A 22,477-nucleotide genomic window follows, 5' to 3' on the forward strand; every position below is an offset into this window, starting at 1 on the left:
CGTACGTCAGCGGGTGTTTATCAGAGTGGGGCGGGCGGGGGCGTTCAGGCGAGACCGCCCGGCCGCGGCGCGGGGAGCACCTGGTCGGCCCTGACGACCTCGGCGATGCCCCGAGCCCGGAGATGGTCCGCGTCGTGGGCGCGGACGTCGAGGACGGTGGTGGGCCGGGCCCGGTCGGCGGTCAGCCGGAAGAAGGCCTCGTACACGTACCCGCCGGGAGCGAACGCGGCGCGCAGCGCCGGATCGGCGGGCACCACCAGGGCGGTGGTGCGCGGCGCGGCCTGCCGCTTCGGGGCCCGGGCGGCGGCGGCCAGCACCTCGGCCGTGTCCTTGGGCCGCCGGTCGTTGGTGAGCAGCCCCAGCGAGTATTCGAGCTCGGGGAAGTCGGCGAGGTCCCGGGACACGTCGTGGGAGCACCACCAGGTGACGCCCCACAGGTCGGGGCAGTCGAGCGCATGGGCGATCGTCGCCTCGGTGAAGGCGGCGGCGTGCTCGGCCGGGATCAGCGGGGCGGGGGCGCCGACCTCCTGGAGCCAGACCGGCCGGTGCGTCTCCTCGGCCCAGGCCTTGCTCAGCTCGACCAGGTAGGCCGCGTGGTGCTCGGTCGGCACGGAGGTGCGGCCGTACCGCTGGGCGGTGCCGTTGAACACCCAGGAGTGCACGGTGGTGACCGCCCCGCGCCGGGCGGCCTGCGCCGGGGTGAAGGGCTGGTCGGGCTGGTACCAGGTGGCGTCGTACTCGGCGTGCAGGTGAAGCCGGCCCGGGGCGCCTTCCTCGCACGCGGCGAGCATGCGTTCCAGCCAGGCGTCGATCTGCTGGGGCGTGGCCCGGTCGGGGTCGGGGTGCGGACCGGCGGAGAACTGGTTGATCTCGTTGCCCAGCGTCATGCCGAGGAAGTTGGGCCGGTCGGCGAGGGCGGCGGCGAGGGTGCGCAGGTAGGCTGCCTGGCCGTCGAGGACGTCCGGGTCGGTGAAGAGGTTGCGCCGGTGCCAGGTCCGCGTCCAGGCCGGGAGGAAGTCGAAGCTCGACAGGTGCCCCTGGAGGCCGTCCACGTTGACGTCCAGACCGCGCTCCGCCGCCGCGTCGGCGAGAGCGACGAGCTGCTCCACCGCGCGCGGGCGGATCAAGGCGCGGTTGGGCTGGAAGTACGGCCACAGCGGGAAGACGCGGATGTGGTCCAGGCCGAGCGCGGCGATGGAGTCGAGGTCGGCGCGGACGGAGTCGAGGTCGAAGTCGAGCCAGTGGTGGAACCACCCTTCACTCGGTGTGTAGTTGACGCCGAAGCGCGCGGCAGGGGGCATGGGGGTGTCCTTGGACTGGGGGGTGGCGTGGCGCGGTGGACCGGGGAGCGGCTCAGCCCTTGACGGCGCCCTCGCCCACGCCGCGGAAGAAGTAACGCTGGAGGCAGGCGAAGAGGACGATGAGCGGAGCCACGGCGATGATCGTTCCCGCGGCGACCAGGCGCTGGTCGTTGGCGAAGGTGCCATGCAGGTAGTTCAGGCCGATGGTCAGGGTGAACTTGGACGGGTCGTTGAGGACGATGAGCGGCCACAGGAAGTCGTCCCAGGCGAACATGAAGGCGAAGATCGCGACGACCGCGAGGGTGCCCTTCACCGACGGCAGCGCGATGTGCCAGAAGCGCTGCCAGACGTTGGCGCCGTCGACGTAGGCCGCCTCCTCCACCTCGTGGGGCAGGTTGAGGAAGGCGTTGCGCATCAGCAGCACGTTCAGCGCGCTGACGCAGCTGGGCAGGACGACGCCGACGAGCGTGTTGTTCAGGCCCAGCTCCCGCATGGTCGTGAACTGGGCGATGATGATGCTCTCCACGGGGACGAGCAGCGCCAGCAGGAACACCAGGGTCAGCGCGCGGCGGCCCGCGAAGCGCAGCCGGGCCAGGGCGTAGCCGGCCAGGGCCGAGCCGACGCAGTTGGTGACCACGCCGGCGACGGCGACCTTCACCGAGTTCAGCACGTAGTCCCAGACGGGGATGGTCTCGGCGACGCGGGCGTAGTTGTGCAGCGTGGGGTGCTCGGGCAGGAACGACGGCGTGGAGCTGTAGATGTCCTCCGTCGGTCCCTTCAGCGACGTGGACACCTGCCACAGGAACGGGCCGATGGTCAGGGCCAGCACGACGAGCAGCAGCACGTAGCGCAGTACCAGCTCCCACACCCGTACGGGTCGCCCGTCGCGGTCGGTCGGCCCGGACCGGCGCCCCCGGACGGCGGCCGGCCGCTCGGGACGCGTCTTCTCCGTCACGCTCATGACTCGTCCTTCCGGTCGGCGCGCAGGACCAGGAGCATCAGTGCCACGGTGATCACGAAAACCACCAGGGAGATGGCGGAGGCATAACCGACCCGGCCGCTCAGGCCGGTGCCGGTGCGTTGGACCAGCATGATCAGGGTGGTGTCCTCACCGGCCGGGCCGCCGCTGGGCCCGGCCATCAGGTACACCTCGGAGAACACCTTGAACGCGGCGACCGAGGCCAGCGCCGCGACCAGGACCATGGTCGAGCGCAGGGCGGGCACGGTGACGGTGAGGAACCGGCGCACCGGGCCCGCGCCGTCGACGGCGGCGGCCTCGTGCAGCTCGCGCGGCACGTTGGCCAGCGCCGCCAGATAGATGATCATGTAGTAGCCCAGGCCCTTCCACACCGTGACCGTCATGGCGCTGACCAGCAGCAGCCACTGGTCGCTGAGGAAGCCGAACGGACCGGCGCCGAGCATCCCCAGCAGCGAGTTGACCAGGCCACGCTGGTCCAGCAGCCACACCCAGATCAGTCCGACCACGACGATCGAGGCGACGACCGGTGTGTAGAAGGCGGACCGGAAAAAGGCGATGCCGGGGAGGTTCTTCTCGACCAGCAGCGCGAGCAGCAGCGGCAGGACGACGAGTGCGGGGACGACCCCGACGACGTACAGCGCGCTGTTGCGCAGGGCGATCCAGAACATGTCGTCGTGCAGCAGCTCGCGGAAGTTGGCGAGGCCCACGAAGTGACCGGGGATCAGCGTGCGGCGGTCGGTGAAGGAGTTCACCACCGTCGAGACGAACGGCCACAGGACGAACGCGGCGATCACGACCAACCCGGGCGCGGCGAACAGCCACGGACTGGCGGGCAGTTGGCGCCGCACCCGGGAGCCGGAGGGAACAGCGGAACGGGCCATGGCGGGTCAGCCCTGCTGAAGCAGTCGGTCGCAGGCCTTGACAGCGTTGTCGAGCGCCTCCTTGGGGCTCTGCTTGCCCTGGAGCGCCTTGGCGACCTCGTTGCGCAGCGCGGTCTTCATCTGGTCGCTGAAGAGCACCGGCGTGTAGTTGACCGCGGTCTGAAGCGACTTGGCGGCGGCCACCCGCACCCGGGTCTCGTCGGTGCCGTCCTCCTTGGTGAAGTACGGGTCGTCCAGCGAGCCCTTGGTGCTCGGGAAGATGGCGACCTGCTTGGCGAACGCCATCTGGTTCTTGGCGGCGGTGACGAAGTGGGCGAAGGCGACCGCGGCCGGCTTCTGCTTGGACTGCGCGTTCACCATGATGTTCTGCACGTACATGTTGACGTGGCCGGTGCTGGTGATCTGGTCCGTGATGCCGATGTTCTCGTACAGGCTCGGCGCCTGGGTCTTGAAGTTCTCCAGGTCGAGCGCGCTGCCGGGGTTCATGGCCACGGCGCCGGTGAGGAACTTCTGGCCTGACGACTCCGGGGTGGCGGTCAGGGCCTGCGGGTCGAGCGCCTTGGCGTCGTACAACTCCTTGTACCTGGTGAGAAGTTCCACGCCTTTCGCGTCGTTGAAGGCGAAGGCGGTGCCCTCCTTGTTCATCAACTGGACGCCGTAGCGGCCGAAGTCCTCGATGGTGGGCACGTTGGCGAGGGTGGCAACCTCACCGTCCGTCCTCTTGGCTATCTCCAGACCGTCCTCGAACAGCTCGGCGTACGTCTTCGGCGGCTGGTCGGGGTCGAGCCCGGCCTCCTTGAACAGGGCTTTGTTGTAGAATAGCGGCCCGGTGTTGAGGTACCAGGGGAAGGCGTACGTGCCGCTCAGCCCCGGCATCTGGCTGCTCGCCCAGGCGCCGGGCAGGTACTCGTTCCGGTACTTCGCCGCCGCCTTGTCCTTGTCCAGGTCCAGGGCGAGGCCTGCCTTGGCGAGCGGGGCGGCCAGGTCGGGGGAGACGTTGACGACGTCGGGCAGCGTGCCGCCGGCCGCCTGCGCGCCGAGCTTGTCGGCGTAGCCCTCGGCGGGCTGGTCGATCCACTTCACGTGGGTGCCGGGGTACTGCTTCGTGAAGTCGGCGATCACGCCCTCGAAGTAGGACTTGAAGTTCGCCCTCAGGTTCCACGTCTGGAACGTGATGTCGCCCTGGACCTTGCCCGAGGCGTCGCCCGACGAGCTGTCGTCACCGGAACCACAGGCACTCAGGGGAAGCAGGACCGCGGCGGTGGCAGCGGTGGCGAGGATTCTGCGGGGAATGCGCACGGCTGAAGGCTCCTTTACACGGCGGGCCACGGCGACGATGCCGGCCACGGGTACAGGGGCAGACCTTGCATCCTCCTTCGGGGAAAAGTCAATGGATTCGAACGTCGGGGACGGTACACGTCTATGAAAGTCCAGGTCAGAGTGGGTACGAGGAAACTGTTGCGGCTGACCACTAATGCGCTTTAGTATGAGATCGCTCAAGCGCTTTAGTGCCGGAGGGTCTAGGTACGTGTTGGAAGCTGTCGCGGAATGGGGGAAGCGATGACAGGCAAGCGCTCGCCCGTGCGCCGGCCGACGATGAAGGACATCGCCCAGCGCGCCGGGGTGTCCGAGAGCGCGGTCTCCTTCGCGCTCAACGACCGCCCGGGCGTCTCGGAGGTCACCCGCGCGCGGGTGCGCCGGGTGGCCGAGCAACTGGGCTGGCGGCCCAGCACCGCGGCACGCCAGCTCTCCGGGGAGGGCGCCGCCACGGTCGGCTTCGTCCTGGCCCGTCCGGCGCACACCCTCGGCATCGACTCCTTCTTCCTGCAACTCGTCTCCGGGATCCAGGAGGTGCTGGCCGAACGGCACCTCGGGCTGCTGTTCCAGGTGGTCGACGACATCGAGGACGAGTGCGCGGCCTACCGCCGGTGGTGGGCCGAGCACCGGGTGGACGGAGTCCTCATGGTCGACCCGCGCACCGACGACCCCCGGCCCGGCCTCCTCGAGGAACTCGGCCTTCCTGCCGTGGTGATCGGCGGCGCCCCGGACGCCTCCCACTCCGCGCTGTCGACGGTGTGGGCGGACGACGCGGGTGCGATGGCGGCCATCGTCGACGAGCTGTACGCCCTCGGCCACCGCCGGATCCTGCACATCGCGGGTTTGCCCAGCCTCGCCCACACCCAGCGCCGGGTGCGGAGTCTGCAAGCGGAGGCCGAGCGGCGTGGCCTGGGTGAGGTCCGCTCGGTGACCACCGACTACTCCGACGCGCAGGGCGCGGCCGTCACCCGCGAGGTGCTCGGCGGGCCGGCCGCGCCGACCGCGCTGATCTACGACAACGACGTGATGGCGGTGGCCGGCATCGCCGCGGCGGCCGAGCTGGGCTTCGCGGTGCCGGACGACCTCTCGGTGGTGGCCTGGGAGGACTCGGCCCTGTGCCGCATGGTCAAGCCGTGGCTGTCCGCGCTCTCCCGCGACAGTGTGGCCTTCGGCCGCACCGCGGCCAAGGAACTGCTCGCCCTGCTGGACGGGGCGCCGGCCCGGACGGTGGGGGTGCCGCTGCCGCGGCTCATCGTGCGGGAGTCGACGGGGGCGGTCCGGGGCTGACGGCGGGGGAGCACCGCCTGGGCCCGGGGCGCTTCTCGCACTGCCCGAGCGGTGGCGTCCCGGCCTCGGCACCCACCGCCCGGGTGCCGAGGCACGCTCCGGTCGGCATCGAGCCGACGAGCTGGCGGAGCGGGTAACGCGGACTGCGGACCTGGTCCACGGCCGCCGTCCCTGGTCGGCCAGAGCCCGGGACACGGGAAGGGGCATGATGTCACCTCACGAGGGCAGAACACCGATCCAGAACCACCTCTACATAGGAGTCGGTCGATCCTGGCGTTCTGCATCGCATATGACATCACTAGGATGAGTGATTGATGACATCACCGTGAGTCCTACGGTGGTCCCATGGTCACAGCAGAGCACCTGGTCGACGTCCACGCCCACTTCGTCACCCCGCACTACGTGGAGGCGGCCGAGGCGGCCGGACTCCTGCGCCCCGACGGCATGCGCGGCTACCCGGACTGGTCCCCGGCCCAGCACCTGGAACTCATGGACTCCACCGGCATCCGCACCAGCGTGCTGTCCCTCTCCTCGCCGGGCACCCACTTCGGCGACGACCGTGCCGCCCGCGCCCTGACGCGCGAGGTCAACGAGTTCGCGGCGGACGTCGTGCGCGACCGCCCCGGACGCTTCGGGCACTTCGCCTCCGTGCCGCTGCCCGACGTGGACGGCGCGCTCACCGAGTCCGCGTACGCCCTGGACGTCCTCGGCGCCCACGGGCTTGCCGTGGAGACCAACGCCGCCGGCGCCTACCTGGGCGACGCGCGCTTCGAACCCCTCTGGCAGGAGCTCGGCCGCCGGGGCGCCGTCGTGTTCGTCCACCCCACTTCACCGCCCTGCCACGAGCAGGTCGCACTGGGCCGGCCCCGACCGATGCTGGAGTTCCTCTTCGACTCCACGCGCGCCGCTTCCGACCTCGTTCTCTCCGGAGTCCTCCTGCGCCACCCGCGCATCCAGTGGATCTTCACCCACGGGGGCGGCACGCTGCCGCTGCTCGCCGACCGCATGGAGCTGTTCCGCACGGTGTTCGGCTTCGGCTCGGCCGACGGGCCCACCGTGCAGGAGCAACTGCGCAGCCTCTGGTTCGACATGGCCGGAAGCCCCTTCCCACACCAGATCCCTGCCCTGATCCGCAGCTTCGGCGACGACCGCCTGCTCTACGGCAGCGACTACTGCTGGACCCCGGCCGCCGGCACCCTCGCCCAGGTCGCCTCCGTCGACGCCGCGCCCCAGCCGGAGGTCGGCACCTGGCGCGCGCTGACCACCCGGAACGCGGCCCGGCTGCTGCCGTGGACGGCCGAGGAGTAACCGCCCTGGGCAGCAGCCGGCGCAGGGACCAGGGCCCCGGACGTCAGGGGGCGGGCGCCGGGTAGGCGAACCCTCCTCCTCGTTGCTCCCGGCTTCCGCTGCCGGCGCCCGCTCACGGGGTGGGTGTCCTCCCGCTACGCCTCATCCCTGGTACCGGCGTATGTCGTCCTGTCGCCTGGGAGTGCGTCGTCGCAACCACAACCACCGACTCCGGGCCGGACGTTGCGCCGGAGCCTCGGTTTCGCGCGCCCGCCGGAGAGGGCGCTCCCAGGGCTGGAGACCTGAGGGTCTGCTTCCGCGAACGACCCCAAGGGATCTTCCAGTGGCCACAAGCCATTCGGGACGGGGGTACTTAACGGGTACACCTTCACAGTGGAACGGCCCAGCCTGTGCCGAGTGAGGGTCTGGAGGCGGCACCGAGGGATTCCTGTCCGTCCCTATGGGCACACAGCGCGCGGCCTCCGGCAGCTCGACGCTGACGCGCGGCCGCCGGACAGATGGATGGTGCCCGGTGCTGGTCTGCATGCCACCCAACATGCGACCAGCGTGTATGAACTGAGTCTTCAGCAACTCAGGTGAGGAAGACATGACCGATCGACGGTATTGATGCGGTCCTGACCGAAGCGCGGGGTACCGCGCCGGCATCTGCGATGTGCTCCGGTGTCGACGGGCGCGGTTCCCAACGAATCGGCGACGCGCGGACTTCAGTTCCTGGAGCCGGAACGGCCCGCGGGGGAGTCCTTTTCCCGGTCCTCACCGCTCTCGAGGCTGGTGTAGAACACGGAGTGGCCCTGCTTGAGGCGCTGCGCTGTGCTCCGCGCGACCAGACCCTCCAGGGTGGTGCGCACGACCGTCGTCTTGATGATCCGGTCGGGATGGGCCTCGCTCAGTGCCGCGGCGATCTCGGCCGCGGAGGACGGCTCCGACTGCTGGGCGAGGTAGGCGCGGATCAACGAGACCAGGGTCGGCTGGTTCTGCTTTCTGCGCTGGGCGCCCGCGGAGCCTCCGGGGAAGCCGTAGTCGCCACCGGCACCGCGGCCGCCCGAGGAGCCGGACGCCTGCTGGGTGGGAATGCCGCTTTCCAACGCCTGCTGCATCGTCGCGAGTACCGCGTGATCATGCTGCAGCGCGAGCAGGCGACCCTGAAGCTCTTCGATCTCGCTCCGGACGCGGTCCTGTTCCTGCACGTTCCGTTCGAGATCACTTGCCAACTGGGAACTGTATTGCGTCACTAGCTCGGTCGTACTCAACTTGGCATCAGGCATGCCGTGGACCCTCCTTGGTTCGGCTCTGAGTGAAGGCTCATGCTTAGCGGCTACTGAGGGGGCGCGTACTCAGGTGCTGCTTCCGATCCTACGCCTTGACTCTTTGCCTGGCCGTTGCCTGGTGTCACTACTGGCGCACGATCAGGTGTTTACCACCATGTGTAGCCCTCGACGATGGGCCACCCGACAAGAGGGTTGTGTCATGCATGAGGAGGAGTGCTGAATGCCGACACCTCATTCAGTCAGCTGGGTCAACTCCTCCCAGTCCACTCCCACCATCTCCTGCCCCCGCGGCACCAGGGCATATGTACTGGCCAGCCACTGGGCGATCGGCGGGCCCGGTATCTCGAAGAGGGCCTTGTGCAAGGCATTGCCCACCTCGACCCACATCGAAGAAGCCCCGTCCGGATCATGCTCCAGCCACACCGCGACATCGCCCTGGCCCGCTGTGGCCGTGAGCCCTTCGGCCAGCAGTTCCCTGGCGAACACCCAGCGCACCGGCCGTTCGCCTTCGGCATCGAAGATCAGGGTCACGGCGTAGGGGTCCCTGGGGTGGAAAGAGAACTCGCAGTTGATGGGCACGGGCAGCCGTCTGGCGACCCAATGCGTGCTCTCCACGGTGAGGTGGCACTTCCTCATCTGTTACCTCCAAATACCGAGGACCACGACGGCTCGGTCGGGAAATTCGAGCGATATTTCAGTTGGATGAACGAAATCTCTAAGGGCGCGGCCGGAGGGCGCTCACGGCCTCACTGAAACGAACAGAAGCAAGCAAGACAACGCTTGTCAGATGGCTGCGTAGGAAGGAGGGGATGCGGTCACGCGCACCGGCAAGCGTGGAGATCCGCTTCTCACACGAGTCCGCACCACCGCGCCCGCCCGCGCACTGAGGCGAACGGCCCGCGTTTCATACCGAGTGATCTCCAACTGTGCCATCGATTCACTTCCCAACACCTCGAGGCCCGGTGCATCAAGCACACCCGGCGCGCTCCCCATCTTGCTGGTACGGCCCTGCGCCTTCCCATACGTCATCTGACTGTGAACGCCCAGGGTCACCCTCGGGCAACCGAGCAGCAGCCGGTGACCTGGGAACGCGCGGTCGCCGAGGAGGCCGGCGCCCCTGTCGACGCGGCCGTCGGGAACGGCGTACAAGGGTCCCCAACGGGCCAAGGGCTGTCGCGCGCCCTTACGGCGAACAAAAAAACGTCATCGCACGAAAGGGTGCCGATTCACGGACCGAATTCCTGTCCCCGGTTGCGATACGGGATGCCCTGGAACGAGGAATAACCCACATATCGTCGTCGGTCTTGCGTCATCAGGGATCCTTTTCCAACCTCAGGTTGAGGCGTGATGAAGGACGAGAACGGTCTTCACGATGTCGGTGATCCGGTTGGTGCTGCAGCGGAGCTTTCGCAGGAGGCGCCAGCCTTTGAAGGTGGCCGTGGCCTGTTCGCGGATGCATCGGATCTTGGCATGGCTGCCGTGGCGGAGGCGTACTGGCCGACGGCCGCGCCCGCGAGGAGACGGCGAGGCCGTTCCCGGTGACATGCACCGGGGACGGGCCCTCGCCCGTTTGTTCAGGAAGCCCGGATCGCCCGGTCGATCTCCGCGCCGGTACGGGCCGTGACGACGGGCCACTCGTCCCTGAGGGAGGCGGGCAGAAGCTCTCGGTCCTCGTCCCGCTGGATCATGGTCGGCCCGCCCGGGACGACGAGCACGGCATCCAGCCGTTGCAGCAGGACGGCCAGGAGGTCCATGATCCCGTCCCCTCCGAAGCGGTTGAAGGTGATGCCGGTCGGGTTGTTGAAGTACACACCCGCCTCCTCCCCCTCCGCCGTACTCACCAGCAGGAAGTCCGTCTCGGGGTCCCGCACCACCGTGTAGGGGCCGAGGACCTCGTGCGCGGCACTCATGTCCAGCGGCGCCGGCTCACCGTTCTCGAACCGGCACACGAAGATGTCAAAACTCATGGAGTCCTTTCTAACCTCAGGTTGAGGCGTGGTGAAGGACGACGACAGCCTTCACAAATGTCGGTGATCCGGTTGGTGCTGCAGCGGAGTTTTCGCAGAAGGCGCCAGCCCTTCAGTCTGGCTATGGCTGTTCGCCGAGACAGGGATCTTGGCATGGGTGCTGTTGTGCCGCCGCTTCCAGCGTTTGAGCCGACGGCCCCTGGACGGCACCCGGACGGGGCGCCCGGCGCCCTGGTAAGCCTTGTCCGCCCAGCACGTCACGTCGGCCTCGGCGAGCGCGTCGATGATGCCGTGGCGCCGGGCGGCGGTCAGGTCATGGGTCGATCCGGGCAATGCCGGCGAGGCCCACAGCAGTCGGCCGAACGGGTCGGTGAGGACCTGGACGTTCATGCCGTGGCGTTTGTGTCTCCCGGAGTAGTACGGGGTGTCGGCGGCGATCCGGTCGATCGGCAGCAGGGTGCCGTCCAGGATCACGAAGGCTTTCGCCCGTACGGTCTTCATCGCCTCGGTCAGGGTCGGCGTGGCGGCGGCCAGGACGTCGATCACCTCGCGTATGTATCGGTACACGGTCGCGACGCCGATGTCGAACCCGGCGGCGAGCCGCGCGTAGGTGTCCCCGCACCGCAGGTGGGCGGGGACGAGCAGGGCCTGACGGCCGACAGGCAGCCGTCGCCACCGGGTCCCGATCTCTCGCTGCCGGGCACGCAGCCGTGTGGTCAGGAAGCGCAGGGTGCGGCCGGACAGATCGATCGACGACGGGTAGACAAGCACGCGAAGTTCCTGGCGGACACGGGTGATCTTGGTCGAGAACCCGTCTACCAGGAGCTTCGTCGTTCCGTACAGCTGGCAGCCTCCAACACCTCACCGCCGCAGTCAGGTTGGAAAAGACTCAGGGTCTCTGTCCCGGCCCGCGCCGCCTGTAGTGCGTCCCTGAGAACCGCGGTGGGGAAAGCAAAGCGTCCGACGTAGGCCTGACCCCACATGTCTTCGAGGTGGGCACGAGACGGCGCAGGCCACCCGCCCCGAGTGATGACGACGGCGGTACGGGCCCCGGCAGGCGGTGCGGTCCAGGGTGTGCCCACCGGCCTGTGGGGTTGTCCCGACATGTCCCGTGGGGAGACCCCGGAGCATGAGTCAGGTGGCCTCGACAGCCACTGGACACCCGGTCCGCCCACCATATGGAGGACGCGGGAGACGTCGCGCGCCCTGCACAGATCCTGCTTCAGCCGAGCGGACGAACTCTCGATCGTCAGACCGTCAGACCGTCAGGCCGTCGGACCGTCAGGCCGTCGGCCCGCCGCACGGCCGGTGTCGCAACTCTGCCGCCTCGGGCCGTTTCTGCCCGTCCGTCGCAGCGAACAGGACCAGTGGAGGGTGCCTTGAACCAGGCGATCGACATCTCATGGACGGCGTCGGGTGGCACCGACGAGGCTGTGCTCCCGGTGCGCGGACGCGCAGCGGAGCAGGAACGCATCACCCAGTGGGTACGCCGACTCATCCACCGCCGCGCCGGAGGCGTGCTGTGGATCGAAGGACCGGCGGACGTCGGCAAGTCCCGCATGCTGGCCTGTGCCGCGGACGAGGCGGCATGGGCCGGCGCCCGGGTACTGGTCGGCGCCGGCCTGGCGGGCGGCGAGATGGCTCCGCTGGCGCCGCTGCTGGACGCGCTCACGCACGACGTCGACGACTTCGCCCATGGCCTGCGTATCCGCTCCTTCCAGCGGAACGTCCCCTACTGGCTGGTGCAGGAGATCAGGAACCGGTTGCGGGTCCTGACGCGCGACCAGCCTGTCGCGCTGCTCCTCGACGACCTCCAGGACTGCGACGAGCTGACCCTGCTGACGGTCCGCACGCTCACCGTGCAACTCGCCGACCTGCCGGTTCTGTGGGTGCTCGCCGCCCGGGCGCATGGCGAGCGTCCCGCCGTGGAAGCACTGCGCCGGAACCTGCTCACCGGGCGCGCCGCCCACCTCGAGCTCCTGCCGCTCGCCGAGGCGGCAGTCCGGGAGATGGCCCAGGACCTGCTGGGATCACGTGCCGTCGAGGCGGCTCCCTATCTGGGTTACCTCGACGGGTTGCCGGGCGCGGTCCGGCACGTGTGTGCGTACCTGGCGAGCGAGCCACCCGCCACCGGGCCCGGCTCCCTCGGCACACCGGGGCACGAACAGACGGTCGTCGCAGCGGCCGTCTCCCGCCGTCTGAACCAACTGTCCGACGACGGACGGCAGTTGGTGCAGATCACGGCCGTCCTCGGCGAGAGTCTGTCCGCCCGGCACCTGGCACGGGTGCTCGGCCGTTCCGAGTCCGCCCTGCTCAGGCCGTTGCGCGAGGTGCTTGCCGCCCGCCTGCTCAGCACGGACGAGGACCGTCTCGCCTTCCGCCACGCACTGGTCCGGCAGACGGTGTCGGCCACCCTGCCCCGGCCCGTGCGGCAGTCCGTCCGCCGTCGTTCGGTCGACCTGCAGTTGAGGGCGGGGGTACCGGCCGCCTCGGTCGCCGCCGAACTGGGCGACGTGGCGGAGCCGGGCGACACGCGCGCTCTCGAGATCCTCCGGACCGCCGCGCGGGAGCTGGCCCCCGTGTCGCCGTGTGCCGCGGTCGGCCATCTGCGGCGCGCGGTGGCCCTGGCCCAGGGCGTCCCCCAGGAGCGGCAGCGGCTCGCGGCGGAGCTGATCCCCCTGCTGTGGCAGGTGGGCGAGGTCGGCCAGGCGCGCGACCTGGCCCACGAGGTCCTCCAGGCACCGCCGGACCCCGTGGCGCACGCCGAGGCATGTCTGCAACTGGTGCGCATGGGCAGCCAGTTCCGCCTGCCCCGCCCCGACATGCACCTGCGCTTTGTCCATCGCCGCCGCGACGTCCCGGTGCCCCTGAAGGACCAGTTGCTGTCCATGACGTTGCTCAGCGAGCTGCTCACAGGGGACGCCGAGGAAGCCGGCGGGGGCATGTCCGACGCGCTGATGCGGACCCGCGGGGTGCATGCGGTCAGTGAGCTGACCCTGCGCACCGTGCAGTCGATGAGTGCCTGCCACCGGCAGAACTGGGGCGACGCGCTGAAGCACAGCGACGGCGCGGTCGCCAACATCGCCCACCTGGACCTGGTGCACGGTTCCACCCTTCCCGAGGTCGCCCTGTCGACCAGCTGGCACGCCTCGGTGCTGAGCCTGGCCGGCCATGACCGTGCTGCCCTGGAACTCGTCGACGACGGGCTCCGGGCAGCGGAGGCGCGCGGTCGCCGCGCCTTCCTTCCGCTGTGGCGAACGGCCCGCGCCAGGCTGCTGCTCGACGCCGGCCGGCTCGCCGACGCGGCGGGCCAACTGGCCGCCGCGGAGGCGCTCGTCGCCACCACCGGCCTGCCCTCAACCGGTGAGGCCTCCGCCCTGTGCACCCTCGTGCAGGTGGCCCGTCGCCTGGGCGACGAGGCGGCCATGGAGAAGTGCGTGACGAGGGCCGACGCCTATCTCTCCGGTGACGATCCGCATCAGCGGCGCGTGGGCGCCTGGCTCACCGTGGTCACCGCAGCCCACCGCGTGGAGCGCATGACACCCGAGCACCTCAGCCTTGCCGCGGCCTGCCTTCAGCGCGGTTTCGTCCATGCTCTCTGTGCCGACCCCGGGGACGTGGTCGTGCTGGTGCGCGTCGCCCTGCACTCCGGTCAGCGGGACATCGCCACCGCGACGGTGGAGTTCGCCGAGCACCGGGCCCGGCGCAACCCCGGCTTCGCCCTGTTCCAGGCAGCGGCCGCGCACGCGAGAGGTCTGCTCGACGGTGACCGGGACCGGCTGCTGACCGCGACCGAGCTGTACGGGGACGCACGGCCGCTGCTCAAGGCCGGGGCGCTCGCGGACACGGGGGAGCTGATGCCGGAGGCCGGGGAGGCACGGACCTGCTTCGAGCAGGCACTGGAGCTGTACGACTCGTGCGGGGCGCACCAGGAGAGCGGACACCTGCGGAACCGGCTGCGCAAGCCGGGCATCAGGTCGGCGGGAGCCGTTTCCCGCGCGCCGGAGGCCGCGTGGCGTGGTCTGACCCCGGCGGAGCTGGGCGTCGTACGGCTGATCGCGCACGGTGCGACCAATCGTGAGGCGGCGCAACGGCTGTTCCTGTCCCCGCACACGGTCAACACGCACCTGCGGCACGCCTTCGACAAGCTGGGTGTCCGCTCGCGGGTTCAGCTGGCCCGTCTCTATCTGCGGGAAGTGGACCAGCCGGGCGAGGAGTCGCGAGACGGGATCCCGGCCGGCCCCCATGGGGATGTGGGGTAAACCCCACATCCCCCGTGTGGCCGGCGCACCCACTGCTGTGGAGACGCCTCGACAGATTGATGCGCCGCGGCTCAGCAGACTGAGAACACACCGCGCGGCCCGTACTGCTCGGTGGGCCGGAGGAAGGCTCCGCTGGCCGCACACGCAGCGGGACCGGCTTCGAACCGAAAGCGAGAGACGACATGTCCCACCACCTCGATTCCCCCATCGCCCGCCAGGACCCTCGACTGGACATCACGGATCTGTATGTCTTCCGGGGTGAGCAGGGCACCGTCTTCGTCACCGACCACAGTCATTCGCTCGCAGGCGAGGACATCCCCCGGGGTCTGCACCCGGAGGGTAAGTACGAATTCAAGATCGACTCCAATGGCGACGCGGTCGAGGACGTGACCTACCGCTTCACCTTCGGCGAGGCCGACGCGAACGGCGTCCAGCCCTACCAGGTCCGCCGACTGTCCGGCCCCGACGCGCGGAACGACTTCGCCGAGGGCACGCTGCTCGGCGAGGGCCGCACGGGCGAGACGCTGGAGCTGCCCGGTGGCAGCCGGGCCTGGGTCGGCAAGGCGGGCGACCCCTTCTGGATCGAGCCCGCCGTTCTGCACGCCGTCGGCCACGCCTTCCAGGACGGCACGAAGGTCGACCTGTCCGACTGGAACCCCGCCGAGGCGACGAACCTCTTCGCGGGCCACACGGTCTACTCCGTCGTCCTGGAGGTAGCCGACGAGGAACTGCTGGGGATCGCGGGCGCCGATCGCAAGATCGACGTGTGGGCCGTGGCCTTCCTCGCCACCGACGCCGGCGGCTGGCGTCCGGTCAACCGGGCGGGGCTGCCGATGATCCACCCGCTGTTCACGCAGTACAACGAGACGCTCGGCGACCGTCTCAACGAGAACGTGCCGTCCGATGACGTCGAGCTGTACGGGAAGGCGCTCACCGAGTCGGTGGCCGGTGTGGTCCGTGCCTACGGCACGGCGGAGGACCCGGAGGCGTACGCCAGGACGGTCGTGGACCGCATCCTCCCCAACGTCCTGCCCTATGAGGTCGGAACGCCGGCGTCGTACGGCTTCGCACGCTGGAACGGCCGCACGCTCACGGACAACGCGCCCGACGTGATGTTCTCCTTCGCCGGCAACACCCCGGTGACGCTGGGCATCACCAAGGAGTCGGTGACCGCCAAGCCCACCAAGACCTTCCCGTACGTGCCTCCGGCTGCGTGAACGGTCTGACGCAACAAGCCGTGCGGGCCCGAACCAGGTCCGCACGGCTTGCTCATGGCCGCTCGCCGCTTGCCGCTCGCCGCTCGTGCCCGCGGCCGACACCACAGCCCACGGGAAGAGGAACCGACATGTCCGCCGCACCCAACTTCCCCTACGGCTGGGCGTTCAGCAAGCCGGTCCGCAAGGCGTACTGCCACCTGACCATCACCGGGCTCTCGGTGGCGGTCGCCCTTCTGGTCGGCACGGTCGAACTGTTCGGACCCCTTGCCTCGAAGGCCGGCCTGCCTGCTGCCGCTGGCCCGGTCCGCCGGCAGCGGCCTGACCGTTCTGATGGACCGTGTCGCGGTCTTGGACGGTGCCCTTGCGATCGACGCGCCGCCGGGAACGGGCACGTCGGTACGTGCGAGATCCCCGTTTCCGACCGGCGGAAAGCGTGGGGCTGCCCCTATGGTTCCCTACTCGGCGGACGAGGCATCCTGGTGAGCATGTCCGTCAACATCGTCGTCGTGGACGACGACCCAGGTTTCCGTCGCATCGCCAGGACGCTGCTGACGGCGCGCGGTCTGCACGTCGTCGCGGAGTCGGAGGACGGAGCGTCGGCCTTGGCGGCAGTGCGCGAACACCGACCGGACGGCCTGCTGCTCGACCTGCACCTTCCCGATCACGACGGCGTGGCCGTCGCCCGTATGCTGCGTCGCGAGGACCGCCGTCCCAGGATCGTGCTCACCTCCACCGAGCAGTCGTTCTGGTCGGCGGAGGAACTGGAGCAGGCGGGCGTCGAGTCCTTCATCGCCAAGGACCGGCTCTTCGACGCCGATCTCAAGGGCATCTTCGGCAAGACTGCCTGACCTACCGCAGGACGGACTCCCACTGCCTGAGGTACCGCAGGACGGTCACTGCTTGAGGTATTGCAGAACGGCCAGCACCCGGCGGTGCTGACTTGAGGTGGCCTGGCTGAGGCCGAGTTTCATGAAGATCCCCGTGACGTGGCGTTCCACGGCGGGAACGGTCACGAACAGCCGGCGTGCGATGCCGCTGTTGGAATGTCCTTCGGCCATCAGGGCCAGCACCTCCCGCTCCTTCGGGGTCAGCGAGGCGAGCGGATCCTCTCTGCGCTTCCGGCCGACGAGGGTGGCGATGACGTCGGGATCGAGGGCCGACCCGCCGGCGACCACCCGCTGGACGGCGTCGGTCAGGATCTGCGGGCTCGCCACCTTCTCCTTGAGCAGATAGCCCACGCCACTCGCGTCGTCCCCCACCAGGTCGAGCGCGTACGAGGCGTCGAGGAACTGCGAGAGCACGATGACGGCGGTCTCCGGCTGGGCGGTGCGGATCTCCCGCGCGGCCTGGAGACCGTCCGCATTCAGGTTCGGCGGCATCTGGATGTCGGTGATCACGACGTCGGGCCGATGCTCCTTGGTGACGGAGACCAGGTCCACGGCGTTGTCCACGGCCGCGACGACAGTGATGCCGGCACTGCGCAGAATGGTCGCGATGCCCTCGCGGACGATGGCCTGGTCTTCTCCGAGCACTGCTCGCAGAGGTTCACTCATGAAGTGCATCCTATGTCAGTCATGTGTCTCCGCCCCAGGGGCATGCTGACTCAGCCACCTAAGCTCACTGGTCTGTTCATGCGTCCATACCTGTTCGGCTGAGGCGATTGTGCAGCCTGTAGTTGGCAGATAACTCAATAAGCGTGTGGTGTGATGCCTTTTGTTACGGCAGCGTGAGACTGTCGGGGCTGATCGAAGACCTGACCTTCGTCACCGTTGAGGGCGGTCCGCACAGCATCCATCGCGTGGACCCACCCCCGAAGAGTCAACCGAGCAGTCCTGGACTACCTCGCGAAGTGACCTCCCGGCCACCGCACCCCCTTTCGGCTCGTCCCACGGAGTTCGGTGGCGGCCGATGGCGGGTTCGCGCCCTGCCCGGACCGGCCCCCGCGCGCTCGGCCGGTTCCCCTCTCCGCGCCCGCAGAGCGGCTGTCATCTCCCACCAGGCGGGGCTGTCCGAGGGGGCACCACACCGCACCGCGGGCCTCACGCAGGAGGAGGTCGCGCTCCTCGCCGGGGTTCAGCAAGGGCCACTACGCCCGGCTGGAGCAGGGCCGCGAGACGTCCCTGTCGAACCAGGTCCTGCGGTCTCCCGCCCGTGTCCTGCTGGGTCTGATCGAGCTGAGGGACGCGGTGACGCAGGACCGACCACGCGTTGGATGTCCGGCGTTCGTTGTGGGGTCTTCCCCACACAGGGGCAAGGCGGGCCACACGCCGTAGGTCCAGCCTGCTCGATGGTGACCCATGTGTCCCGGCGGAAGACTGGGCTGCGTGCTGAAGGACTCCGGCCGGGGAGCGAGGTTTAGGCCAGCTCCCCTGCCCGGCAATGCCGAACCGTTCCCGGCCGAGTGTGTTATCGCTGCCCACAGATCGATGTTGTCACTGATGCACTTCGGTGTTATCGTCGATAACGAAGAACCGAGATCGGTGATGTGATCCATTGGTCGCGCACCCCACCCCACGCAAAGGAATGACCACCATGACTGAGACCAACCCCCGCGTCGCCCTGGTCACCGGCGGAACCGGAGGCATCGGCCGGGCCGTCGTCGACCGCCTGGCGAAGGACGGCTTCGCCCTCGCGGTGCACTACGCCGGCAACAAGGCCAGGGCCGACGAGACCGTCGAGGCCGTCAAGGCCGGCGGCGGCAAGGCGATCGCGGTGGCCGGCGACGTGGCCGACGAGGCCGCCATGGCCGCGGCCTTCGACGCCACCGAGGCGGAGTTCGGCGGCATCGACGTCGTGGTCAACACCGCGGGCATCATGCTCCTGTCGCCGATCGCCACGCTGAATCTGGACGACCTGGACCGCATGCACCGCACCAACATCCGCGGCACGTTCGTCGTCTCCCAGCAGGCGGCCCGGCGTCTGCGCAGCGGCGGTGCCCTGATCAACGTCTCCTCGTCCCTCACCCGGCTGCAGTTCCCCACCTACGGCGCCTACGCCGCGAGCAAGGGAGCGGTCGAGGCGATGACTCTGGTGCTCGCCCGCGAACTGCGCGGCAAGGACATCACCGTCAACGCCGTGTCGCCCGGACCCACCGCCACCCCGCTCTTCCTCGAGGGCAAGGATCAGGCCGCGCTCGACAACCTCGCCAAGGCGGCCCCGCTGGAACGGCTGGGCGGCCCCGAGGACATCGCCGAGCCCATCGCCTTCCTCGCCGGCCCGGCGCGCTGGATCAACGGCCAGACCATCTACGCCAACGGCGGCATCATCTGAGCCCGCGACTCCCCGCCGCCGCTGCTCCAGCCCTTCTGCTCGATCCCTCAGCCCCCTGACAGCCCACCTGTGTGGTCAAGGAGATTCCCATGAGCAACATCGTCGTCATCACCGGTGCGTCCAGTGGTTTCGGTGCCCTCACCGCCCGCGCACTCGCCGACACGGGCAACACCGTCTACGCCGGCATGCGCGCCACCACCGGCCGCAACGCGCCCCAGGTGCAGGCCGCCGCCGACTACGCCAAGGAACACGGCGTCGACCTGCGCGCCCTGGAGATGGACGTCAACTCGCAGGAGTCCGTCGACGCCGCGATCAAGCAGATCATCGAGGAGCACGGCCGGATCGACGTCGTCATGCACAACGCCGGTCACATGGTCACCGGTCCGTCCGAAGCCTTCACCCCCGAACAGCTCGCCGAGCTCTTCGACATCAACGTGCTCTCCACCCAGCGCGTCAACCGCGCCGTCCTGCCGCACCTGCGCAAGGCCGGCCGGGGCCTGGTCCTGTGGGTCTCCAGCTCCAGCGTCAAGGGAGGCACCCCGCCCTACCTCGGTCCGTACTTCGCCGCCAAGGCGGCCATGGACTCCCTCGCGGTCACCTACGCCGGCGAGCTCGCCCGCTGGGGCGTGGAGACCTCGATCGTCGTGCCCGGTTCCTTCACCAGCGGCACCAACCACTTCGCCCACTCCGGCCACCCGGCCGACGAGGCCGTCGAGGCGGAGTACGAGACCAGGTACGCGGGGCTGATGGAGCAGGTCTCCCAGAAGCTCGCGGCCCTCGCCCCCGAAGACGCCGACGCCTCACTGGTCTCCGACGAGATCGCTCGGATCGTGGCGCTGCCCGAGGGCACGCGGCCCTACCGCGTGCACATCGACCCGGCCGACGACGGCTCGGAGGAGGTCTCCAACACCGCCGACCGCATCCGCCGCGACTTCCTCACCCGCATCGACCTGGACGACCTGCTGACCGTGCACCCGGCAGGCGCGTGACAGCACTCGTCTCGTGAGCAGAGGGGCCGACCCATAAGGGTCGGCCCCTGCGCCTCTACCGCGTCTGTATACGCCCGGACCTCACGGGACCGACCGAAAGAGAGAACCCGGCGCCTTCGAACAGACATGTCTGATCGAACTGGCTGCTCCTTCGAAGAGACACGCTCTAGTCCTCGTCGGCGGGTCGGCCTTCGCCGGCCATGAACCTCCAGACCAGTCCGTGTCCCAGGACAACCAGCAGGATCAGCAGAACCGCCTCGGTCTGGATCGGCTTCAGTCCGACGATGTCGGCAAGCTCGGGTTTGGCGCCCACAAACGCGATCAACGCGTAGAACAGCGCCGCCACCGCCTGCGCCAGGACCAGGAACACGGACGAGCCGTCCGGGTTGCGCCCGGTCAGACGCAGCATCGACACGCAGCCGATCACGGCGAGCGCTACGAAGCTGGCCCGCCAGATTTCCGGGGTCTCGGTGCCGCCGACCTGCGCGAACAGGCCCATGAGCGCGGGGAGCAGGAACGAGATGTAGATACCGCCGACGATCCGGCGCAGCGCCGGATCGAGCAGCCAGTCCCGGTGCCCCTGGATCACGTTCCACCAGAGGCCGACCAGCGTGAAACAGGTGGCCGAGAAGAGTGCGTAGAACGTGCTGACATCCACCGGGCCTCCCACGTCAGGATTCGCACGGCGCCGCGGGGATCGCCTCGGAGGGGTCACAGCCCCCGCGACGTGGCCCCGTGATGCGGCCCGGTGCGGAGTGAAGCGAACGTCTCATGACAACGCCGCTGCTGTGGTGCACCGACACGCGTCCCGCACCCCAATGGACGGCCCGTGGGCCGCCGATGCGGGTCCGCACCTGGCGCGGCCGAGGGCAGCGGCGGCGCGATCAGGTGGCCTCGTCCACAAGGTGAGGGCCGTTGTTGCGGACGTTGTTGACGGCCGGGGAGACGGGCCGGGCTTTGAGGTTTCCGTCCGCGGGACGGGTGAGCAGGGCGCGGAGGTCCTCGGTGTCATGGTGGTGGGGGTCGAGCCAGGCGTCGTAGTGGTCGGGGGTGAGCGCGAGGGGCATGCGAGGGTGCACGCGGCCGGCCGCGTCGGTGGCCTCGGTGGTGATGATCGTGCACGTCATGAGCCAGGCATCCGGGTCGTCGTCGCTCGTGACGTCAGGGTTGCGCCAGTACTCGTACAGGCCCGCCATGGCCATCACCTGTCCGTCGGCGGGGTGGATGAAGTACGGCTGCTTGCGGGTCCTGCCCGTCGTCTCGTCCTTCAGCGGCTCCCATTCGTAGAAGCCGTCGGCCGGCAGCAGGCAGCGCCGCTTGGCGAAGGCTCGCCGGTAGGCGGGCTTCTCGTGCACGGTCTCGACCCGGGCGTTGATCATTCGGGAACCCACCTTGGGATCCTTCGCCCACGACGGCACCAGACCCCACTTGATCGCCCGCAGCTCACGCCGCACCTCCTGTTCTTCGTCCCGTGCGGCGCGCTCGAGGACCGCGTAGACCTCGTCGGTCGGCGCGACGTTCCAACTGGGCGCCAGCGTCTCCTCGGGGCGCCAGTCGGTGACGTCGAAGAGCCTGGTCAGGTCCTCAGGTGCACGGGTGGAGGTATAACGGCCACACATACCGCCACTGTGTCACGACGCCCGCGGCCGAGGCGCGGAAACCGCGGTTTCACGCCCGCCGCCGTCGGCTTCCCCGCACGCCCCGGACCTTTGCCCGGCACAGTGTGTGTCCGACGCCCGCTGGGCCGTGACGGAACCGGCCTTCACCGCCTGGCGGGCGGGCGGGCGGGACGGACCGGACCCGGCACGGCAGTTCGGGTGCACGACTACTTACCGTCGGGGCGTGAGCGTTCCGCCGTGAGGCCGGTGCGGACGACGGGCTGGTCGCCGTGGGGGCCGAACAGGTGGAGGATCTCGACCGCTTCGGTGTCGGCGGGGCCGAACCAGTGCGGTTCGCTGGTGTCGAACTCGGCCACCTCGCCCGGCCGGAGGGTGATCTCGCGTTCTCCGAGGATGAGGCGGAGTCGGCCGGCGAGGACGTACAGCCATTCGTAGCCGGCGTGGGTCACCGGTCTTGGTTCGCGGTGCGAGAGCACCTGCTTGAACACCTGGACCCGGCCGGGGTACTGCGTCAGCGGTACGAGGACGCTGCCGCGCTCCCGGCTGCGCGGCTTGAGATGGACCCGTGGATCACCGGTGGCCGGAGCCGCCACCAGCTGGTCCAGGGCGACGCGGTGGGTGCGGGCGAGCGGGATGAGCAGGTCGAGGGTCGGGCGCCGTCGGCCTGACTCCAACCGCGACAGGGTGCTCACGGATATTCCGGTGTCCTCCGCGAGGGCTTCCAGGGTGAGCCCGCGGTCGCGCCGCAGGGCGCGCAGGCGTGGCCCGATGCTGTCGAGGATCTCCTCGAGTTCCGTGTCCATGCAGCCACT

General features: G+C 69.3%; 18 protein-coding genes and 2 pseudogenes. 8 read left to right on the forward strand and 12 right to left on the reverse strand.

All coding sequences use genetic code 11. The features are described from left to right. Positions 1 to 44: 44 nt before the first annotated feature. From ACIHAR_RS07550 to ACIHAR_RS07565, 4 genes are read right to left on the reverse strand one after another with little or no spacing between them, the layout of a single operon-like run. Entirely contained in the window at positions 45 to 1,301 is a 1,257-nt protein-coding gene (locus tag ACIHAR_RS07550; protein ID WP_365453148.1) for a glycosyl hydrolase, read from the reverse strand. A gap of 52 nt (positions 1,302 to 1,353) precedes the next feature. Then, positions 1,354 to 2,262 (reverse strand): carbohydrate ABC transporter permease, encoded by a 909-nt coding sequence (locus tag ACIHAR_RS07555; protein ID WP_400017724.1) that lies wholly within the window; start codon positions 2,260 to 2,262, stop codon positions 1,354 to 1,356. Then, positions 2,259 to 3,161 (reverse strand): carbohydrate ABC transporter permease, encoded by a 903-nt coding sequence (locus tag ACIHAR_RS07560; RefSeq protein WP_400017727.1) that lies wholly within the window; start codon positions 3,159 to 3,161, stop codon positions 2,259 to 2,261. Before ACIHAR_RS07560 ends, ACIHAR_RS07555 begins: the two co-directional genes overlap by 4 nt. A 6-nt stretch (positions 3,162 to 3,167) precedes the next feature. Continuing rightward, positions 3,168 to 4,460, reverse strand: a complete 1,293-nt coding sequence (locus tag ACIHAR_RS07565; RefSeq protein WP_400017730.1) for an ABC transporter substrate-binding protein — start codon at positions 4,458 to 4,460, stop codon at positions 3,168 to 3,170. A 261-nt stretch (positions 4,461 to 4,721) separates the two neighbouring features. Between ACIHAR_RS07565 and ACIHAR_RS07570 the strand changes: the two genes are divergently transcribed. Then, positions 4,722 to 5,765: a LacI family DNA-binding transcriptional regulator gene (locus tag ACIHAR_RS07570; RefSeq protein ID WP_400017732.1), complete on the forward strand. Its 1,044-nt coding sequence runs from the start codon at positions 4,722 to 4,724 to the stop codon at positions 5,763 to 5,765. Positions 5,766 to 6,110: 345 nt separating this feature from the next. Then, positions 6,111 to 7,073 carry an amidohydrolase family protein gene (locus tag ACIHAR_RS07575; RefSeq protein ID WP_400017734.1) on the forward strand — a complete coding sequence of 321 codons (963 nt, stop codon included), beginning with the start codon at positions 6,111 to 6,113 and terminating at the stop codon, positions 7,071 to 7,073. A 704-nt stretch (positions 7,074 to 7,777) separates the two neighbouring features. On the opposite strand, the gene ACIHAR_RS07580 is transcribed toward ACIHAR_RS07575, so the two are convergent. The 4 genes and pseudogenes from ACIHAR_RS07580 to ACIHAR_RS07595 form a co-directional block, all read right to left on the reverse strand. Continuing rightward, positions 7,778 to 8,338, reverse strand: a complete 561-nt coding sequence (locus tag ACIHAR_RS07580; protein WP_365453130.1) for a hypothetical protein — start codon at positions 8,336 to 8,338, stop codon at positions 7,778 to 7,780. A 234-nt stretch (positions 8,339 to 8,572) separates the two neighbouring features. Beyond that, positions 8,573 to 8,977: an SsgA family sporulation/cell division regulator gene (locus ACIHAR_RS07585; RefSeq protein ID WP_400017736.1), complete on the reverse strand. Its 405-nt coding sequence runs from the start codon at positions 8,975 to 8,977 to the stop codon at positions 8,573 to 8,575. A gap of 938 nt (positions 8,978 to 9,915) precedes the next feature. Continuing rightward, positions 9,916 to 10,308 (reverse strand): hypothetical protein, encoded by a 393-nt coding sequence (locus tag ACIHAR_RS07590; protein ID WP_400017738.1) that lies wholly within the window; start codon positions 10,306 to 10,308, stop codon positions 9,916 to 9,918. 16 nt (positions 10,309 to 10,324) lie between these two features. Beyond that, positions 10,325 to 11,079: pseudogene (locus ACIHAR_RS07595) on the reverse strand (transposase family protein). A gap of 608 nt (positions 11,080 to 11,687) precedes the next feature. Here ACIHAR_RS07595 and ACIHAR_RS07600 point away from each other — a divergent pair. The 4 genes and pseudogenes from ACIHAR_RS07600 to ACIHAR_RS07615 all read left to right on the forward strand — a co-directional run bounded on the left by ACIHAR_RS07600 (position 11,688) and on the right by ACIHAR_RS07615 (position 16,635). Beyond that, complete coding sequence (locus ACIHAR_RS07600; RefSeq protein WP_400017740.1) at positions 11,688 to 14,570, forward strand: response regulator transcription factor; 2,883 nt, start codon at positions 11,688 to 11,690, stop codon at positions 14,568 to 14,570. 182 nt (positions 14,571 to 14,752) lie between these two features. Then, a complete protein-coding gene (locus ACIHAR_RS07605) occupies positions 14,753 to 15,787 on the forward strand; it encodes a DUF4331 family protein (RefSeq protein ID WP_365453118.1) in 1,035 nt (344 codons plus the stop codon). Positions 15,788 to 15,930: 143 nt separating this feature from the next. Continuing rightward, positions 15,931 to 16,080, forward strand: a pseudogene (locus ACIHAR_RS07610) (HoxN/HupN/NixA family nickel/cobalt transporter); the annotation flags it as partial. Continuing rightward, complete coding sequence (locus ACIHAR_RS07615) at positions 16,069 to 16,635, forward strand: response regulator transcription factor (RefSeq protein ID WP_400017884.1); 567 nt, start codon at positions 16,069 to 16,071, stop codon at positions 16,633 to 16,635. The pseudogene ACIHAR_RS07610 and the gene ACIHAR_RS07615, both read left to right, overlap by 12 nt. Positions 16,636 to 16,680: 45 nt before the next feature. Here the strand turns inward: ACIHAR_RS07615 and ACIHAR_RS07620 are convergent, their stop codons facing one another. Further along, positions 16,681 to 17,340 carry a response regulator gene (locus ACIHAR_RS07620; RefSeq protein ID WP_400017743.1) on the reverse strand — a complete coding sequence of 220 codons (660 nt, stop codon included), beginning with the start codon at positions 17,338 to 17,340 and terminating at the stop codon, positions 16,681 to 16,683. Between the two features lie 979 nt (positions 17,341 to 18,319). On the opposite strand from ACIHAR_RS07620, the gene ACIHAR_RS07625 reads away from it, so the two are divergent. Both ACIHAR_RS07625 and ACIHAR_RS07630 read left to right on the forward strand, forming a co-directional pair. Next, positions 18,320 to 19,057 (forward strand): SDR family oxidoreductase, encoded by a 738-nt coding sequence (locus ACIHAR_RS07625; RefSeq protein WP_400017745.1) that lies wholly within the window; start codon positions 18,320 to 18,322, stop codon positions 19,055 to 19,057. An 89-nt stretch (positions 19,058 to 19,146) separates the two neighbouring features. Next, positions 19,147 to 20,046, forward strand: a complete 900-nt coding sequence (locus ACIHAR_RS07630; protein ID WP_365453107.1) for an SDR family oxidoreductase — start codon at positions 19,147 to 19,149, stop codon at positions 20,044 to 20,046. A 166-nt stretch (positions 20,047 to 20,212) separates the two neighbouring features. On the opposite strand, the gene ACIHAR_RS07635 is transcribed toward ACIHAR_RS07630, so the two are convergent. The 3 genes from ACIHAR_RS07635 to ACIHAR_RS07645 form a co-directional block, all read right to left on the reverse strand. Beyond that, positions 20,213 to 20,704 (reverse strand): hypothetical protein, encoded by a 492-nt coding sequence (locus ACIHAR_RS07635; RefSeq protein ID WP_365453104.1) that lies wholly within the window; start codon positions 20,702 to 20,704, stop codon positions 20,213 to 20,215. 226 nt (positions 20,705 to 20,930) lie between these two features. Next, a complete protein-coding gene (locus ACIHAR_RS07640) occupies positions 20,931 to 21,665 on the reverse strand; it encodes an SOS response-associated peptidase (RefSeq protein WP_365453101.1) in 735 nt (244 codons plus the stop codon). 206 nt (positions 21,666 to 21,871) lie between these two features. Next, entirely contained in the window at positions 21,872 to 22,468 is a 597-nt protein-coding gene (locus ACIHAR_RS07645; RefSeq protein WP_365453098.1) for an XRE family transcriptional regulator, read from the reverse strand. Positions 22,469 to 22,477 lie beyond the last annotated feature (9 nt).

Origin of the sequence: Streptomyces sp. NPDC052016, assembly GCF_044548445.1 — a bacterium.
Lineage (GTDB): Bacteria > Actinomycetota > Actinomycetes > Streptomycetales > Streptomycetaceae > Streptomyces.